This is a genomic window from Micromonospora sp. NPDC003197, from assembly GCF_053590565.1.
In genome coordinates, this window is sequence record NZ_JBSFTE010000003.1 from 189096 (window position 1) to 206712 (window position 17617).

At 68.1% G+C, this 17617-nt stretch carries 12 protein-coding genes and 4 pseudogenes; 10 read left to right on the forward strand and 6 right to left on the reverse strand.

Annotation, left to right across the window (positions count from 1 at the left end; genetic code table 11):
* Positions 1-57 precede the first annotated feature (57 nt).
* Positions 58-486, forward strand: coding sequence for a hypothetical protein (locus ACWDV4_RS04905; RefSeq protein ID WP_449974927.1), 429 nt, complete (start codon positions 58-60; stop codon positions 484-486).
* A 31-nt stretch (positions 487-517) separates the two neighbouring features.
* Positions 518-2128, forward strand: coding sequence for a protein kinase domain-containing protein (locus ACWDV4_RS04910; protein ID WP_449974930.1), 1611 nt, complete (start codon positions 518-520; stop codon positions 2126-2128).
* Between the two features lie 22 nt (positions 2129-2150).
* On the opposite strand, the gene ACWDV4_RS04915 is transcribed toward ACWDV4_RS04910, so the two are convergent.
* Together ACWDV4_RS04915 and ACWDV4_RS04920 are read right to left on the reverse strand one after the other, a co-directional pair.
* Positions 2151-2864, reverse strand: a complete 714-nt coding sequence (locus ACWDV4_RS04915; RefSeq protein WP_449974931.1) for a hypothetical protein — start codon at positions 2862-2864, stop codon at positions 2151-2153.
* Positions 2865-3020: 156 nt separating this feature from the next.
* Positions 3021-3644 (reverse strand): hypothetical protein, encoded by a 624-nt coding sequence (locus ACWDV4_RS04920; protein WP_449974932.1) that lies wholly within the window; start codon positions 3642-3644, stop codon positions 3021-3023.
* Between the two features lie 367 nt (positions 3645-4011).
* On the opposite strand from ACWDV4_RS04920, the gene ACWDV4_RS04925 reads away from it, so the two are divergent.
* Together ACWDV4_RS04925 and ACWDV4_RS04930 are read left to right on the forward strand one after the other, a co-directional pair.
* Positions 4012-4575, forward strand: coding sequence for a hypothetical protein (locus ACWDV4_RS04925; protein ID WP_449974934.1), 564 nt, complete (start codon positions 4012-4014; stop codon positions 4573-4575).
* Positions 4576-4643: 68 nt separating this feature from the next.
* On the forward strand, positions 4644-5222 hold the full coding sequence (locus tag ACWDV4_RS04930) for an RICIN domain-containing protein (protein ID WP_449974936.1): 579 nt from the start codon (positions 4644-4646) through the stop codon (positions 5220-5222).
* A gap of 66 nt (positions 5223-5288) precedes the next feature.
* On the opposite strand, the gene ACWDV4_RS04935 is transcribed toward ACWDV4_RS04930, so the two are convergent.
* A complete protein-coding gene (locus ACWDV4_RS04935; RefSeq protein ID WP_089003062.1) occupies positions 5289-5966 on the reverse strand; it encodes a Crp/Fnr family transcriptional regulator in 678 nt (225 codons plus the stop codon).
* 227 nt (positions 5967-6193) lie between these two features.
* Between ACWDV4_RS04935 and ACWDV4_RS04940 the strand changes: the two genes are divergently transcribed.
* The 6 genes and pseudogenes from ACWDV4_RS04940 (at position 6194) to ACWDV4_RS04965 (ending at position 11937) form a co-directional block, all read left to right on the forward strand.
* Positions 6194-6916: an adenosylcobinamide amidohydrolase gene (locus tag ACWDV4_RS04940; RefSeq protein ID WP_449974937.1), complete on the forward strand. Its 723-nt coding sequence runs from the start codon at positions 6194-6196 to the stop codon at positions 6914-6916.
* Positions 6917-6927: 11 nt separating this feature from the next.
* On the forward strand, positions 6928-8118 hold the full coding sequence (locus ACWDV4_RS04945; RefSeq protein WP_449974938.1) for a CapA family protein: 1191 nt from the start codon (positions 6928-6930) through the stop codon (positions 8116-8118).
* A 149-nt stretch (positions 8119-8267) separates the two neighbouring features.
* Positions 8268-8966: pseudogene (gene nth, locus ACWDV4_RS04950) on the forward strand (endonuclease III); the annotation flags it as partial.
* Positions 8967-9229: 263 nt separating this feature from the next.
* A complete protein-coding gene (locus ACWDV4_RS04955; RefSeq protein ID WP_449974939.1) occupies positions 9230-9853 on the forward strand; it encodes a TlpA family protein disulfide reductase in 624 nt (207 codons plus the stop codon).
* A pseudogene (locus tag ACWDV4_RS04960) lies at positions 9850-10542 on the forward strand (NUDIX hydrolase); the annotation flags it as partial. The gene ACWDV4_RS04955 and the pseudogene ACWDV4_RS04960, both read left to right, overlap by 4 nt.
* A 216-nt stretch (positions 10543-10758) precedes the next feature.
* Positions 10759-11937, forward strand: coding sequence for a MarP family serine protease (locus ACWDV4_RS04965; protein ID WP_449974940.1), 1179 nt, complete (start codon positions 10759-10761; stop codon positions 11935-11937).
* A gap of 7 nt (positions 11938-11944) precedes the next feature.
* Here the strand turns inward: ACWDV4_RS04965 and mycP are convergent, their stop codons facing one another.
* The 3 genes and pseudogenes from mycP to eccCa all read right to left on the reverse strand — a co-directional run.
* Positions 11945-13327, reverse strand: a complete 1383-nt coding sequence (gene mycP, locus ACWDV4_RS04970) for a type VII secretion-associated serine protease mycosin (protein WP_449974942.1) — start codon at positions 13325-13327, stop codon at positions 11945-11947.
* A gap of 87 nt (positions 13328-13414) precedes the next feature.
* Positions 13415-15205, reverse strand: a pseudogene (eccCb, locus tag ACWDV4_RS04975) (type VII secretion protein EccCb); the annotation flags it as partial.
* A gap of 71 nt (positions 15206-15276) precedes the next feature.
* Positions 15277-17446, reverse strand: a pseudogene (eccCa, locus tag ACWDV4_RS04980) (type VII secretion protein EccCa); the annotation flags it as partial.
* Between the last annotated feature and the right edge of the window lie 171 nt (positions 17447-17617).

Sequence of the window (17617 nt, forward strand, 5' to 3'; positions counted from 1 at the left end):
TGGACGTTGTCGGCGGACTGACCGGAGAGTGCCGAATCAGCGTTCCGGAGGAGACAGATGAAGTGGCCACGCTCCGTCCCAGGGTGGACGATCGCGGTCTTCGGCGGACTGGCTCTCCTCCTCGGTGTCGTCGGGCTGGTCTGGCCGGAGACACTGCTCGCCCTGCTCGGCTTCGAAGCGGTCGAGCCCAGCGCCCGGGCGGCCGGCGACCACACCCGTACCTTCATGGCCGCATCGTCAATGGCCGCGGTCAACATGGGCGTCTACTACCTGGTCGCCGCCGCCACCGAGTGGCGACCGTTCTTCCGGTTCACCGTGGCGTTCCGGCTGCTCACCTGTGTCGTCTTCACGCTGCTCGTGCTGATGGAGACCGCACCCGGTGGGTTCGTCGGTGTCGCGTTGTGGGAGGGCCTGGGGGCGGTCGCCACGGGCGCGGCGCTCTGGTTCGAGCACCGTCGGCGGATGGTGGCCGATGCGGGACAGTGATGCGTCAGAGCGCTTCGGTATTTTCGTACCTGTGACCGACACCCCGCCAGGCGCGTTGCCGCTGCCAGAAGTGCCCGGTCTGACGGACTTGAAGGTCTTTGCCCGGGGCGGCTACGCCACCGTCTTCAGTGCTGTGCAGAAATCCGTCGGCCGCGAGGTCGCGGTCAAGGTGGAGAACCGGACACTGGACAGCGAACGCGACCAGGAACGGTTCCTGCGGGAGGCGCGGGCCGCCGGGCGGATGTCCTCGCACCCGCACGTCGTGGACCTCTTCGACGTCGGTGTCACCGTCGACCAGCACCCCTACCTGATCATGGAGTTGTGCGACGGGTCGTACGCGGAACGGATGCGGACCTCGCCGTTGGACGCGGTCGAGACTCGCGACCTCGGTGTCAAGATCGCAGATGCGTTGGCCCACTCGCACGCTGCCGGCGTACTGCACCGCGACGTTAAGCCGGCCAACATCCTGCACTCCAACTTCAACCCCGCGGTGTTGGCCGACTTCGGGCTGGCCGTACTGGGCGAGGTGCGGGACTCATCGGTCAGCCTGGAGGTGCTCACCCCGGCGTACGCCGCACCGGAGGCATTCCGGCACAGCCCGCCATCGCCCGCTGTCGACGTGTACGCGCTCTGCGCCACCCTCTACGCGCTGATGCAGGGCAAGCCGCCACGGTGGCAGAACGACCGCGATCCCAGCCTGTTGATGCTGCTGGAGCTGTTCAACCAACCCATTCCCGAACTGTCGGACGTTCCGTCGGCGTTGACCAGGGTGCTGCGGGCCGGGATGGCCAACGACCCGGGTGCCCGGCCCACCGCCGAGCACCTCCGAGACCTGCTGGCCGCAGTACCGCTCGGGCCGTCTGCCGGCGGGGCGGTGCCGCCGTACTACGGGTGGTCTTCGTCGGGATCGGTTGCGGGTTGGCCCGGCACCGGTGCGCCGGGGGTCGGGCCGGGCGGTGGTGTTGCCCTCTCCGATGCTTACCCGCCGACCGGGTACGCCGGCGCGACGCCGACTGGCCCGGCGTCGGCCGGTACGAGCGGGCCCGTTCCGGCCGCCGGAACCGGTACACCGCCCTCGCGTAGCCGTACCCTGCGCTGGTTCCTCGGCGGGGTCGGAATGGTCGCCCTGGCCAGCGCCGTCGGCGCTGGGGTCTGGGTCGTCGGTGCCCGGACCCGTCCCGACCCGTCACCCACGCAGGCGGTGGAGAGCCCGCTGACGCCGACTCCGGTCATGTCCCACCTGGCCGGTGGGGCACTGCCTGGCTGTCTGGTGCCCCTGCCGAGCGGTAGTCGTTGCTCCGACGAACTGGAGTGTTTCGGCCCGGTCGGGGTACGCGGAACGGGCGCGCGCGCCGAGCGGGTGCCCTGTTCCGGCCGGCACACCTGGGAGAGCTATGCCGAGGGCGATCTGCCCGCCGAGGTCACCGTGACGGACCACAAGGCCGTCAAGGCCGATCCGACGGTACGCCAGGTGTGCACGGTCAGCACCTTCCAGTCGACCACGTTGCGGATGACCGCCGACGGGTGGAACTTCGAGGTGCTACCCCCGGCGGAGGAGTCGCTGCGGGCCGGCGAGCGGACCTTCCGTTGCCTTGCGGGCAAGGGACTGAACCAGCTCACCGGCCCAACGCTGAGCCGCTGATCACGCCGTCAGAGCGGGGATTTCACGGCCGGTCGCAGGCCTTGTCGTCGGCGGCACCGGGGTTCGGACCGGACGGCTCGATGAGACCCGGCTTGGTGGAGATCCCCTTCGGGTCGACGGTGACGATCCGGGGAACGCTGTCCGTGTCGACGCAGTCGTCCGCGTCGTCGGTGGTATCGGTCTCGTCACTGGTGCAGTCATCGTTCGTGCCGTCATCGTTCGACTCGTCATCGTTCGTCTCTGACTCGTCGTCATTTGTCTCTGACTCGTCGGTCTCGGTGTTGTCCGAGTCGTTGGTGTTCGAGTCATCGGTGTTCTCGTCGGTCTGTGTTTTGTCCGAGCCTGTCTCTTCCGTCTCGTCGGATTCCGATTCGGTGGACTTTTCGTCGTCGCCCTCAGATTCTTCCTCGCCTTCAGATTCTTCCTCAGCTTCAGACTCGTCGGTGTCGGTGTCGGTGTCGGTGTCGGTGTCGGTGTCGCTGTCGGTGTCTGTCGCGTCGTCCTCCTTCGCATCGTTCTCTTCCGCGTCGTCGTCCGAGCAGTTGTCCGTGGTGGTCTGATCCTCACCCTTCTCGTCTGAAGTGCTCAACGGATAGGCGATCGAGATTCCCGCCTCTTTTTTCGGCGGAGGTACGGCTTGTGACGACGCACTCGCCATCCCGCTGGCGATGGCGACAGCGCCGGTAATCAGCAGTGACGCGAACAACAGGGGCAAGACCTTCCGTGGGCGACCCATCTGATTTTCCAGCCTTCCTCAAGTGGGGATTACGAAAGCCCGTTCAGCATCAATTGATCAAGCAGGTGGAACGGTTCGTGGTTCTGATGGACAGCGCCGGCAGTGAGATTCTGCCGGCGCTGTCCATCTTGCAGTGGCCTACCGGCCGGGGATGCTTTACTTCCCGTTGACAATCCCGGTCTTCTTGTACTTGAAATTGACCCACTCGGGGTGGCTGCTCCAGGTGCCGTCCACCCGGATGAAGTCCTTGAGTTTGACGTTCGTGCTCTTGCCAGACTTGTTCTTCTGGTGGAAGACGGTGAACTTGATGGCAACGCTCATGGAGCGGATCGAGATAGGTGCGACAGGGACAAGGGGCATGTTGGGCGTCTTCTGCGTCAACTTCGCCACACCCTTGTAGTGCGCCGAAGCGGCGGTCTTGCTGTTTGCTCCGAGCCCTTCGAGTCGGATGTCGAGACCTTGCAACACCCAACCGATGTTGTCACCGGTCGCGGTTGTCGATGCGCCGCCGACGCTTTCGGTCCACGACTTGGGGCTGGCATTGCCGCACGGCCGGACCTTGAAGGGGATCGAAGCCAAGCGGTCACCTTGGCTTTCGATGTAGGCCACCAGAACGAGGTCCTTGCAACCCTTCGCCTTGGACGTGGCGGCGTGGGCAATACCGCCTGCGGTGGCGACGGAAAGGCCGAGGACGGCAGCTGCGACGGCGATCAGTTTGGCCTGGGTGCGACGTGGCTTCTTGGCGCCAGATTCGGTGGACGCCTTGTGCTTGAACAGCATCAGTTGACTCCCTGAAGTGTGATTCCGGGCGGTTACCGGTTGGCACCGCAGTGCCTGGCCGATCTCGGTGGGCTAGTGGAATCAGCAAAGCCTGGATCATCTGTGGGGAGCAACGGTCCCAGGCGTACGGGACAGTCCGGGAACCGGAACTGGCTGGTCAGAAGGTTTGTCCATGGTTGGTCGGTACGGCTGTCGACCTTGTTGTCCGGCCCCTCTGACTTGCCTGCGGGGATGGTCTGCAATTCACCAAGCGGGCGGCATTAGTCGCACCAGGAGCGGTCTGGGTGGGGCGGTGTCTCGAACGGCTTATCTGTTTGCCGCGACGCACTTTCGCCCCTGTTCGGACAGTCTCGTTCCGTCCTGGACAGTGGATTTGCTTGATATCGCGAAAGCAATGCTGCTTGGCTTCCTTACGCCCTGGCCGCAGCAGCGGTCACAGCGATCATTCGTCGAATGGGGGATAGGAGAAGCGATGAAACAGATCTCTCCCAGATCCAGAGGTCTCCTGGCACTCATGGGTGCGGTAATGCTGATTATCGCGGGTCTGCTGAGTAGCGCGGTCGTGGCGAATGCTGCCGCTCCCGCCAAGAAAGGCGTATGGAAGTTCGATCTGCGAACCACCGATTCCGCGCAGGGCGGTCGGGCCGCCGGAAGTATCACCTGGAAGAAGAGTGGACGCTGCTACAAGGGCAAGATAGACGCGTTCGTCTCGGACATGAACGACAGTGACAAGCATGGTGCCATCGCTACGTTCACCTATGTCGACTGCAAGACAAAAAAGGTCAAGACGACCCGGATAAAGACGACCTCGAAAAGTCGGCATGCCGCGGTGACCGTATTCCTGAACAATGCGCGAGACGCCCGCGTGCTGCTCTGTCTCTATCAGGGAACTGACATTCATCGATACTGCAACACGAAGGGTGCAATATGATCCGCCATCATCGCATGTCCCGAGCGTTTTCTTGGCGCGTACCCAGGTCGATCCAGGCGCTGGGCCTGGTGGCGCTCGTCGTGCTCGGTTATGTGCTCGCCGCCAACCTGGTACCGGAGCCCCTGGCGCGGGCAGCAGTCAAGGCCAAGGTGGCGGCGGCGGCGCCGAATTCGGCCGCCGCTGCCGGGCCGGTGACCGGCACCCGTCAGATCCGGGCCGGTAACAGCGGTCTGTGTCTGACGGTGGCGAGCACCAGCAAGAAAAAGGCCAACGGTGCCAAGATTCAGCAGCGGGCCTGCGACCCGAAAAAGAAGACCCAGCGCTTCGAGATCGTGCCGATCCAGGACGAGGGACACCCGTTCACCTACGAGATCCGGCCCAAGTGGGCGGCCGGTTGGTGTTGGGCGACCAACGGTGGCGAGAAGAGTGGCGTCACCATCGTCCAGCGACGTTGCGACTACGGCTATCGCCAGATGTTCGTCATTCTATGCGCCGCCCCGGCGGGGCGGTGCTACATGATGACCCGGTCCGCCCTCAATGGCATGTGCCTGAACATTCCGGGAGCGAGCCGAAAGCAGGGCGTGACGGTGGCGCTGTACGACTGCCGCTACAAGAAGCAGCCCAACATGCAGTTCATCATTTCCTGACGAATACGGGTGTGCCGGTCCGATTGGCGAGAACTCGCCTGGACCGGCACGCCCGTGACGTCGTGATCAAACGCGAGCGCGGCGGGCCAGGCGCTCCGGGTCGAGAATGATGATGCTCTTGCCGTCCAGCCGCAGCCAGCCCCGGGAGGCGAAGTCGGCCAGCGCCTTGTTGACCGTCTCCCGGGAGGCGCCGACGAGCTGGGCGATCTCTTCCTGGGTGAGGTCGTGGGTCACCCGCAGCACGCCACCGTCCCGGGTGCCGAACCGGCCAGCCATCTGGAGCAGGTTCTTCGCCACTCGACCGGGGACGTCGGTGAAGATCAGGTCGGCCAGGGAGTCGTTGGTCCGGCGCAGCCTGCGGGCGAGCACCCGCAGCAGTTGCTCGGCGATCTCCGGCCGGTTGTTGAGCCATGGCCGCAGCGCCTGCTTGCGGAGTCGGACGAGCCGGGTGTCGGTCACCGCGGTCGCGGTCGCCGTACGCGGTCCGGGGTCGAAGAGCGAGAGTTCGCCGACCATGTCAGAAGGGCCCATGACGGCGATCAGGTTCTGGCGGCCGTCGGCGGCGCGTCGGCCCACCTTGATCTTGCCGCTGAGCAGGATGTAGAGACTGTCGCCAGGCTCGCCCTCGTTGAAGACGATCTCGCCCTTGCGGACTTCGAGCGTCTCCATCTCCTTGGCGAGCGCCTCGGCTGCTTCCGGGTCCACGCCCTGGAAGATTCCGCTGCGAGCCAGTACCTCGTCCATTGCGCACCTCCGACCTACGCGTGCCGCCTGTCGGCCGGGTCCGCCAGCCGGTGATCCGTCGCGCGCCGACAAGTCTAGGCCCAGGTCAGCCAGAATCGGAGGCCCACCCCTGGAATCTTGGTTCGACAACGTAACCCGAGCGACCTCGGAGGCGTTTAACATCCCCCCGTTTCCGCCCCGGCTGGCCTTGATGGTCGACGTTTCCGTCTCAACCGTACGCTCGCTGGGTGCTGTCCGACCCCACATTGACCTTCCGCCACGAGGACGGGCGGGACACCCCGCTGCTCGTGTGGCGTGCCGACCAGTCGCTGTACGGGGTCAGTTCCGCCCCGTTGGGTGGCGGTACGGGCGTACGCAACTGGGTGGTCAACGCGACCGTGCCGATGTCGTACTGGCGGGATGATCCGGAGAACCACTTGGCGGAGCTGGCCGACCAGCTCGACCTGCGCGGACCTGGCATCGGGCTGCTTACCGGTGTGGATGTGGCCGAGGTGGTGGCCCGGACGGACGACGGCGTCCAAGTTTGGGCCACCGTCGGCTTGGGCGCCCCGCTCTGGGCGGCTGCGTCACCGACGTCCGAACCCGCAGTAGAACGAGTGGGTACGGTGAATATCGTGGCCTTTGTCCCAGCGCGTCTAAGCGACGCCGCCCTGGTCAACGCGGTCGCCACGATTACCGAAGCCAAGACACAGGCCATCTGGGAACTGGGCCTGGCCGCCACCGGTACGGCTACCGACGCGGTCACCGTCCTCTGCCCGGTCGACGGTCCGGCTGCGCAATATGGTGGTCCCCGCTCCCGCTGGGGCGCACCGCTGGCTCGCGCCAGCCACGCGGCAGTACGCGCCGGTGGCGCGGAGCCCGTCGTCCCCTGGTCGGTACGGCAGGACCGCCGTGATCAGGCCGAGGTATCGGCCGAACGGCGGGCGCTACCCACGGGTAAAGCCGGGTAGGGTTCGCGGCGATGCGCGACCAGAATCCCCCTCACGTTGACGAGCGTCCGCGCCGCCCTGCCCGACGGGGCTGGCTGGCCGCCTTCGCAGTGCTCGTCGTGCTACTCGGGGTTGGGCTGGGCGGCGTCGCGGTAGTCCGGTACGTCGGCGACGACGAGGCCCGCCCGCAATGGCACAGCGGCGGATCCGCTGGCACCACGGGGTCGGCTACGCCCAGCGCGGGGCCGACGTCGAAGGTCATTTCCCTGTCGGCGACCGGCGACATCATCATGGGCAACGCGCCGGACCGGCTGCCCGCCAACGGCGGCAAGGGCTTCTTCGACTCGGTCAAGGCCGCGCTCGCCGCCGACCTGGTGATGGGCAACCTGGAAGAGCCGTTGACCGAGGACACCGGGGCTGGCAAGTGCGGCCCGAACTCCACGCAGTGCTATCAGTTCCGGGCCCCGCCGTCGTACGCGGCGCACCTGCGGGACGCCGGCTTCCAGGTGCTCAACCAGGCCAACAACCACGGGCACGACTTCGGGGCGGCGGGCTACCGCAACACCCGGCAGGCGCTGGAGGAGCACGGCCTCAAGTCCACCGGTGCGCCCGACCAGATCACCGTCGTGGAGGTCCAAGGGGTCAAGGTCGCGATCGCCGGCTTCTCTCCGTACGCCTGGTCCAACAGCCTGATCGACATCGCCAGTGCGAAGAAGGTGGTCGAGAAGGCGGCGACCATGGCGGACCTGGTCGTCGTTCAGGCGCACATGGGCGCCGAGGGATCTGCGATGACCCAGGTCAAGCCGGGTACGGAGCTGTTCCTCGGCGAAAACCGGGGCGATCCGGTCAAGTTCTCCCGAGCCATGATCGACGCCGGGGCGGATTTGATCATTGGGCATGGACCGCACGTGATGCGCGGGATGGAGTTCTACAAGGGGCGGCTCATCGCCTACAGCCTCGGCAACTTCGCGGGCGGCGGCGGCTCGCTCAGCAACAGAGGTCGGCTCGGCCTCGGGGCGATCCTGAAGGTCCAGTTGGCTGCGGACGGCAGCTGGGCTGGCGGCGAGTTCATCTCGACGTACATGAACGGCACCGGTAAGCCGACCATGGATGACGACCACCGTGGCTTGGAACTGGTCCAGGGCCTGACCAAGTCGGACTTTCCGACCACCGGCGCAGAATTCGACACCGCCGGCAAGATCACACCACCAGTGGCGAACTGATCTGGCGGCCAGGCTGACCCGGCGGCCGACGACAGAGCTGACGGCCGGGCTGTTCGACGCCGGGCCGACGTAGGCTGGCCGGCGTGAGTGCGAGGAAGAAGCCCGGCGACGGGGAGACCGAGCTGGGCCGTACGCGTCGAGCCCGCCGGATGGGTCGGACACTTGCGGAGACGCACCCGGACGCGCACTGCGAACTCGACCACGACGGGCCGTTGCAGCTCGCGGTGGCCACGATCCTCTCCGCGCAGTGCACCGACAAGAAGGTCAACGAGGTCACGCCCAAGCTCTTCGCGCGTTATCCCACTGCCGCCGATTACGCCGCCGCCGACCGGGCCGAGCTGGAGGACCTGATCCACCCGACCGGTTTCTACCGGAACAAGGCCACCTCGCTGATCAATCTTGGCCGGCAGCTCGTCGAGCGGTACGACGGACAGGTGCCGGGGCGGCTGGCCGACCTGGTGACCCTGCCCGGCATCGGGCGCAAGACGGCCAACGTCATCCTCGGTAACGCGTTCGGCGTTCCCGGCATCACCGTCGACACCCACTTCCAGCGGCTGGTGCAGCGGTGGGGCTGGACTGCGGAGACCGATCCGGTCAAGATCGAGCACGCCATCGGGGCGATGTTCGAGCGGCGGGACTGGACCATGCTCTCCCATCGAGTGATCTTCCACGGCCGGCGGGTGTGTCACGCCCGTACACCGGCCTGTGGGGCGTGCACACTGGCCCGACTCTGCCCCTCCTACGGACTCGGCCCCACGACGGCACCGGCCGCTGCCCGACTGCTGAAGGGGCCCCGGGCCCGGGACCTGGCGGTACAGGCCGGAATCGACCCCGACCTGGTACCAGCCCCGGCAGCGCCGACTCCCGATCCCGCAGCGCCGACTCCCGATCCCGCAGCGTCGACTCCCGATCCCGCAGCGTCGGCTCCCGATCCCGCAGCGTCGGCTCCCGATCCCGCAGCGTCGGCTCCCGATCCCGCAGCGTCGGCTCCCGATCCCGCAGCGCCGACTCTCGATCCGACAGCAGCGTCGACCCCCGATCCGACACTGGTGGTGCCGGAGCCGGCCGAGACCGCCGTGCTTCCCATACCCGTCGGCGACGTGGAGGTGCGGTGAACCGTCGCCTCAGCGGGCTGCTCTTGCTGCCGGCGCTACTACTCGTTGCCGCGTGCACCAACGCCGCCGACCAGGGAACACCCGAACCGACCGTCGCGGCTGCCCCGTTCGCCGACTGCTCCACGCTGACCACTTCGCCCGTTCGCGCAAGCACGCCGGCGGCGGCCGGGTCCAGCGCGCCGGCTGCGGCGTCGGCGACGGCGCTACCGGACGTACGACTGCCCTGCTTCACCGGTGGGGCAGAGGTTCCGGTGGCCGCGATCCGTGGACCGGCCGTGCTCAACTTCTGGGCGTCCTGGTGCCCGCCGTGCCGCAAGGAACTGCCGGCCTTCCAGCGACTCGCCGACCGGGCCGACGGCCGGGTACACGTGATCGGTGTGAACACCACGGACGACCGCGGCACGGCAGCCTCGCTCGGCAAGGAGCTGAAGCTGACCTTCCCCAACATCTTCGACGAGGAGGGAAAGGTACGGCTGAAACTGGCGCGGGCCGTGCTGCCGATCACCGTCTTCGTGGACGGGCAGGGACAGGTACGGCACGTGGACACCTCCGGTGCCCTGGACGACGCGTCGCTGGCAGAGCTGGTCGAGCGGCACCTTGCCGTGGCGGTGCCACTGTGAGCCAGGAACTGCCGGCCTGGTGCGAGCCGCTGCTGACCCAGGTGAGGTCGGCGCGTACCGAGCACTTCACCCGGCTGCGTACGCCCCGCACCGGTGGCCGACCCAGCGCCGTACTGGTGCTCCTCGGGGAGCAGCCGGAACACGGGCCGGACGTACTGCTCCTACAACGTGCGGCGACCCTGCGTAAGCATGCCGGTGAGCCGGCCTTTCCCGGCGGTGCCACCGACCCGGAGGATGCCGGCCCGGTCGACACCGCCCTACGGGAAGCCCAGGAGGAGGTCGGGCTCGACCCGGAGAGCGTCACCGTGCTCGCCGAACTGCCCCAGCTCTGGATACCGGTCAGCGACTTCGTCGTCACCCCGGTCCTCGGCTGGTGGCACGATCCGCATCCGGTCCATCCGCACGAACTGGCCGAGGTCGCCCACGTCGCCCGGCTCTCCATCGCCGAACTGGTGGACCCCGCCAACCGGGTCCGGGTACGGCACCCCAGCGGCTGGATCGGCCCGGCCTTCCAGGTGCGCGGCATGCTGGTCTGGGGGTTCACCGCCGGCGTACTCACGGCGCTGCTCGACATGGGCGGCTGGGCCCGACCATGGCCCCGGGACCGGGTGGTCGAACTGCCACCAGCGCCGACCGCTCCGCTCACTGGCGCGAACGGTACGGTCAGCGACGTGACGGGTGCAGTTCGCGACGCGAACGGTACGGCCAGCGGCACGGAGGGCACGGTCGGCGGAATCGACCAGGTGGCTGGTCCGCTGCCCTGATCGGGAAGCCGGGGGAGCGCAGCACCGTCGGAGGGATTCTTCCGCTCGGCAGCCCCTCGGATCGACTGCTTCCGGTGGACATGAGCGGGTTGGTTCGGTACGAGCCGAGCCCCGCCGATGGTTCCCCCGTACCCTGGACCCGTGTCAGCGGTGGATGTCGTCCTGCTCCTGCTCATGTTGCTGTTCGCGATCAGCGGCTATCGCCAGGGTTTTGTCATCGGCGTGCTGTCTTTCAGCGGGTTCTTCCTTGGTGCGCTGATTGGTCTGCAACTCGGCCCGCTGATCGCCCAACAGTTCACCGGTCCTTCTGCCCGGGTGGTCGTGGCGCTCATTACGATCTTCGGCTTGGCAGTACTCGGTCAGGCGTTGGCCGGCTGGATCGGCTCGCATCTGCGGCACGCGATCACCAGCCGTACCGGTCGTAAGATCGACGACGTCGGTGGCGCGTTCGTGTCACTGGTCGCGGTGCTACTTGTCGGCTGGCTGGTGGCTGTCCCACTGGGCTCCTCGTCTCTGCCCTGGTTGGCCAGTTCGGTACGCAACAGTGCCCTGCTCACCACGGTAGACCGGGTACTACCCGACCAGGCGCAGGCGCTGTCCGATGCGCTGCGGGACACCGTCGACACCAATGGCTTCCCGAACGTCTTCGAGGGGCTGACACCGACCCGGGCCCGGGAGGTCGCCCCGCCCGATCCGGCGCTGGCGGGTTCGCAGGTGGTGGCCAACGGGCGACGGTCGGTGGTCAAGGTGCTCGGCACCGCGCCGAGCTGTTCGCGTCGGATCGAGGGTTCGGGCTTCGTCTACTCGCAGGACCGGGTCATGACCAACGCGCACGTGGTCGCCGGTACCCGGACCGTCTCCGTCGAACTGGACGGCCAGCGGCACAGCGGCCGGGTGGTCGTCTACGACCCGAACCGCGATCTGGCCGTGATCTACGTCCCGGGTCTGTCGGCACCGGTGATGCGGTTCGCGTCCCGCCCAGCAGCGATCGAGGCAGATGCCATCGTGCTCGGCTTCCCGCTCGACGGTCCCTACAACGCACAGTCCGCGCGGGTTCGGGACGTAGACGAGATCACCGGGCCGGACATCTACGAGTCCGGCAACGTGACCCGGGAGATCTACACGATTCGCGCCTTGGTCCGGAGTGGCAACTCGGGTGGTCCGCTGGTCGCACCCAACGGCGAGGTGCTCGGCGTGATCTTCGCGGCGGCAGCGGACGACCCGAACACCGGCTTCGCGGTGACGGCGGCCGAGGCGAGGTCCGTCGCCGAGGTGGGCACCGAACGCACCGCCGGTACGGGGACCGGCAACTGCACCTGACCTGGGGTCAGCGTCTCGCCGGATTGTCGCGGTTTGTCGAGCGTCGGGACCGGCGGAGTAGCAGGACGCTGCCGACGAGCAGGGCGACGAAGAGCGCGCCGCCGCCCCAGAACCGTTCCGGGGTCTGCCCGGCCGGGGAACCTGCCGGTCGAGCCGCCCAACTGCGATGGTCAGCCGGCCCCGGCATGCCGAGTTGGTCCGACTGACGCTGGGTGGGCTTGAGTGACGTCTCCACGTGTGGGGCTCGACCGAAGCCCGAGACACCGGGGGACAGATTGTTGTCGAGCGGGTTGCGAGTCTGCTTGGCAACCTCGCCGTTCAGCGCGGCGACCGGGTCGACCAGACCGAAGCCGAAGCGGTCGTCGCGGCCGGCGGGCCCCAGGTCGCGGGCGGTCTCGACAAGCCGGCTCACCACACTGCCCGCCGACATGTCGGGCCACTTGGCCCGCAACAGCGCCGCCGACGCGGCCACCAGAGGGGCAGCGAAGCTGGTGCCCTGGACCCGCCAGTAGCCGCCGGGTCGGGCACCGGTCAGTCCGGTCGCCGGTGCGGTCAGTACGGTCTCGGAGCCGGTGATCGAGCCGGACCAGAGCCGGTCGGTGTCGCTCTCCAGCCCGGCGACCGCGATCACTCCTGGCTCGCGGGCCGGATACCACACGGTGCTGGCCGAGGATGTCGTCAAATTTCCGGTGCAGGCGACGACGACCACGTTCCGAGCGAACGCATAGTCGAGGGCGGCAGCCAGCGCCGCGCTGTCCCCGGAGCCGCCCAACGACAGGTTGATCACCTGGGCGCCGTGGTTGACCGCCCAGAGCACCCCCTTGGCGACGATCAGCGCATCGTCGTAACGGTTCTTCTCGTTCAACACCCGTACTGGAAGGATCTTGGCCTTTGGTGCCAGCCCGACGACTCCGCGCTTGTCGTTGTCGCGCCCGGCGATGAGAGCGGCCACGGTCGTACCGTGCCCCACCGGGTCGGACCGGCCGTCACCACCGGCCGGATCCACCAGGTCGATGCCGGGCAGCACCTGGCCTTCCAGATCAGGATGCGAGGCGTCCACACCGGAGTCGATCACGGCGACGGTGACACCCTGACCGGTCGACATCCGCCACGCGGCCTTGGCATCCAGTTTGTCCAGCTGCCACTGCTGTTCGCGGACCGACTCGGTGCGCACCGGCAGGCCCACCGGCTCAGCTGGCGTGAGCCCGAGGGCCGAGACCTGTGTCGGTGCGAGCCCGAGGGCCGAGGTGTGCGCTGGCCCGAATGCGATAGCCGAGGCGTGGCCTGGAGCCGGCCCGGCGAGGGCGGTGGAGACACCGACGACGGCGGCCAGCGTCGCCCCGGCAATCCGTCCGACGACACTCCGCCCCTGGTACGACAGCCCTGTCACAGTTCGGCCATTCACCCCGGTAGACACGTGATGCACGGAGATTACCGCGTCCACCTGTGCCGGACGGAGCGATTGGGGATGACTGAATCAGGATGCCGGCAGATGCGCCAGCTGAATCAGTCGTACTCCTTCCTTGCGGGTCACCAGCCGCCCACGACCCGGCGGCAGCGGAGCCGGGCGTACGTTGCCGACCAGTGCGCCCTCGTCGGCGCTACCGGACATCACCAGGCCGGGGGAGGACAGTTCACGCAACCCCTGGATGATCGGCTCGTAGATGGATCGGGCCGCGCCACCGGCACGCCGGGTCAGCACCAGGTGCAGGCCGATGTCGCGGGCCTGGGGCAGGAACTCCTGAAGTGCCTGGAGTGGGTTGGCTGGCCCCGTGGCGACCAGGTCGTAGTCGTCGACCAGCACGAACAGTTCCGGACCGGTCCACCACGACCGGTCCTTCAACTGTGCTGGCGTGACATCCGGACCGGGCAGCCGGCGCTGCATGTAGCCGGCAGCCGACTCGATGAGGTCGGTGGTTCCGGCGGCCGCCGTACCGTAGCCGATCAGGTGCTCGCTCTGGATCGCGCCGAGCAGGCTGCGCCGGTAGTCGACCACGATCACCCGGGCCTGCTCCGGCGTGAACCGGTTCGTGATCGACGTGGCCAGGGCCCGCAGGAACGACGACTTGCCGCACTCCGCGTCGCCGAAGAGGACGAAGTGTGGTTCGGAGGCAAAGTCGATCGCCACCTGCCGCAGGTCGGCCTCGGCGATGCCGATGGGGATGCGTAGCCCGTCGGTCTCGGTCAGCTCCAACCCGGTGTACGGCAGCACCGGCGGCAGTAGTCGTACCCGGGGGGCGGGTGTCCCGGTCCAGCCGTCCGCGACCGCCTTGATCACTGCCGACGTTTCGCCGCCGAGTGCGGCCAACTCGGGCAGGGCGGTCAGGAAGTGCAGACTCTCGGCGGTGATGCCCCGACCGGGCGTCTTCTCCGGCACGTTCGCCGCCGCCCGGCGGGACACGACCGAATCCGTCGGGTCACCCAGGCGTAGCTCCAGTCGGGAGCCGAACAGGTCGCGGATCGCCGGGCGGAAGTCCATCCACCGGGCGGCGGTGGCGACCACGTGCACCCCGTACGACAGGCCCCGGGTGGCGATGTCGGTGACCAGGGGCTCCAGGTCGTCGTACTCGCCTCGCATGGTCGACCAGCCGTCGATGATCAGGAACACGTCGCCGAACGGGTCGGCCGTACCCGTCGGGTTACCCGTCGCTCGCCGCTTCCGGTACGCCGAGATCGACTCCACGCCCGACTCGGCGAAGCGTCGTTCCCGGTCGGCGAGCAGGGTGCTGATTTCGCCGACCGTACGCCGGACCACCGTGCTGTCCAGTCGGCCGGCCACCCCACCGACGTGCGGCAGGTCGCGGAGTCCGGTCAGCGACCCGCCGCCGAAGTCCAGGCAGTAGACCTGCACCTCGGCCGGGGTGTGGGTGAGGGCGAGACCGCAGATCAGCGTACGGAGCAGCGTGGACTTGCCGCTGAGCGGTGCGCCGACCACGGCGACGTGTCCGGCGGCCCCCTCAAGTTGCAGCCACAACAGGTCGCGGCGCTGCTCGAACGGCTTGTCGACCAGGGCGACCGGCACCTGGAGGGCACCGTGCAGTTCCGGGTTGCCGAAGGTCAGCCCGCGTGCCGGGTCGAGGGCGACCGGGCCGAGTAGCTCATCGAGCGTCGCCGACTGGCCCAGCGGGGGCAGCCAGACCTGGTGGGCCGGTGGCCCCTGCCCGACCAGCCGGGCGACCAGTACGTCGAGCAGGCTTTCGCCGGTTGCCGACTCCGTCGCGTCGTCGTCCGGGTTGACCGGTGCTGCCACCGGTTCGGGGATTGGTACGAAGTGGGTCGAATAGGAGAGCAGTCGAGGGGTGCCCGGTTGTCCGGGACCGCCGGACGCGCCCGCGCCGGTGCGCTGGAATACGCCGGAGACGTACGCGGCCTTGAACCGGACCAGCGGCTCGGTGCCGAACTTCAGGTAGCCGTGGCCGGGAGAGCGGGGCAGTTCGTAGGCGTCGGGCACGCCGAGCACCGTCCGGGACTCCAGCGACGAGAAGGTCCGCAGACCGATCCGGTACGACAGATGGGTGTCCAGCCCGCGCAGCCGCCCCTCCTCCAGGCGCTGCGAGGCGAGCAGCAGATGTACGCCGAGCGACCGACCCAGCCGGCCGATCTGGACGAAGAGGTCGATGAAGTCGGGTTTTGCGGTGAGCAGTTCGGAGAACTCGTCGCAGATGATCAGCAGGGACGGTAGCGGGGCGAGGGTCCCCCCGCTGGCGCGTGCCTTCTCGTAGTCCCGGAGGCTGGCGAAGTTGCCGGCCCGGCGCAGCAGTTCCTGTCGACGGATCAGCTCGCCGTTGATCGCGTCGACCATCCGGTCCACCAGCGGCAACTCGTCGGCGAGGTTGGTGATCACCGCTGCGGTGTGCGGTAGCCGGTCCAGCGAGGCGAACGTCGCGCCGCCCTTGAAGTCGATGAGTACGAAGTTGAGCGTCTCGGAGGAGTGCGTCGCCGCCAGGGCGAGCACCAGGGTACGAAGCAACTCGGACTTGCCGGAGCCGGTGGCCCCGATGAGCAGCCCGTGCGGCCCCATACCGTCCTGGGCGGATTCCTTGAGGTCGAGTTCGATCGCCCCGCCGTCCGAGCCGACCCCGATCGGCACCCGCAGCCGGTCCCGGTTGGCCCGGGGTGCCCAGCCCTGTGCCGGGCTGAAGCTTTCCGGGTCACCGACGCCGAGCAGTTCGGCCAGCCCCATCTCGGTGGCCAGTGGCGCGTCGGAGGACTTCGAGGCGGCGGCCAACCGTAGCGGGGCGAGCCGACGTGCCACCGCCTCGGCCTCGGCGACGCCCAACTGGTCCGGGCTGCCGACCTCCACCGGACCATCCATCGAGAGGGTGCCGAGCCGGCCGCCCCGTACGTCCAACACCAGCGTCGACCGGTCCAGCAGGCGCGGCGGCGGATTGTCCAGATCGATGATGGTGACCGCGTCGATGCCGCCGTCGCTGACCAGGTGGGAGGCGCCGGTCAGGTCCCCACCGTCAAGGACGAACACGACGTGCGGGCCGTCGGTCGCCGGCCCGGCCGGGCTGAACCGGGACCGGCTCCCCAGTACGTCGTCGAGCAGCTTCTCCAGTTCGGCCGCCGCGCTGGTGACCAGGCGTACCGGACCGAGCGCGTCGGTAAGCGTCGGGTGCTGGGCGTGCGGTAGCCACTTGAGCCACTCCCACCGGTCCCGGCGCTCGGGACCGGTGCAGACCGCGATCAGCAACTCGTCCGGAGCGTGGAAGACGGCGAGTTGGGCCAACATCGCTCGGGCCAGTGCCTGTGCGTCGGCGGAGCCGGTGTGTCCGCCGGTGCCGTCGGTCCCCTGCGCCACGCCGATGGCACCGATCAGCGCGCCCGATGCCGGGTTGCGCGTTGCCGAACCGGTGACGAAGACCCGGGCGAAACCCCGAAGGGAGAGCGCCACCGGCAGCGCGGGCACCACCGAGTACGCGTCGAGGAACCGGCGTAGCGCCCCGGCCGTCATCGGTTCGAGCTCCTCCAACGGCCGGGTGACCGGTGGCACCAGAGGGGTGGCGAGGGTCTGTGGTCCGACCCCGATCCGGACCACGCCGAAGTCCGGGTCTCCGGGACGACGTTCCCAGACCCGATGACTGGACACAGTGGACCACAGTTGAGCTGGCTCGGGGTGCCGGTAGAAGAGACCAGCCTTCTGCTTGGCTGCCGTATCCCGGACCCGACGGCGCAGCGTGGCCAGATGGCGCAGGTATTCACGCCGGGCCGCCATCATCTCCGACTTCTTCGGCGTTCCCGCGGCACTGCCCCACGAGGTGGCCAGCATGGCGAGGGAGGAGATGCCGAACATCGCACCCACCACATAGGAGTAGGTGCCACCACCCCGGCCGAACATCATCGCCATCGCGACGGTGCCGCCCAACATCGGCAGGACCATCAACGCCTGCTGCCAGCGGCCGCCCGTGGTGGCGGGAATCTCCGGCGGTGCCTCGACGGCAAGCTCCCCAGTCGGGATATCCGGTGCCGGTCGGCGTGGTGGCCGCTTGATGACAACACTGCTCACGCCAGACCGCTCCTGATCGTGTCCATTGTGTCCTTCCCTGTGGCCGTACCGAGGAAATCATCCACCGGCCGGCTCTGGCCCGTCCGGCGGCTCGCGTCGCCGTACCCTCACGCTCCGGTGAACGGGCCCGGCCCATGGTAGGTAGAGTTCGGTCGTCCGCGCAGCCTCGGT

Bases quoted from the DNA above. Each gene is read 5' to 3' on its own strand.
- ACWDV4_RS04915 (WP_449974931.1), bottom strand. From the start codon at position 2,864: ATGGGTCGCCCACGGAAGGTCTTGCCCCTGTTGTTCGCGTCACTGCTG.
- ACWDV4_RS04920 (WP_449974932.1), bottom strand. From the start codon at position 3,644: ATGCTGTTCAAGCACAAGGCGTCCACCGAATCTGGCGCCAAGAAGCCA.
- ACWDV4_RS04905 (WP_449974927.1), top strand. From the start codon at position 58: ATGAAGTGGCCACGCTCCGTCCCAGGGTGGACGATCGCGGTCTTCGGC.
- ACWDV4_RS04945 (WP_449974938.1), top strand. From the start codon at position 6,928: ATGCGCGACCAGAATCCCCCTCACGTTGACGAGCGTCCGCGCCGCCCT.
- ACWDV4_RS04935 (WP_089003062.1), bottom strand. From the start codon at position 5,966: ATGGACGAGGTACTGGCTCGCAGCGGAATCTTCCAGGGCGTGGACCCG.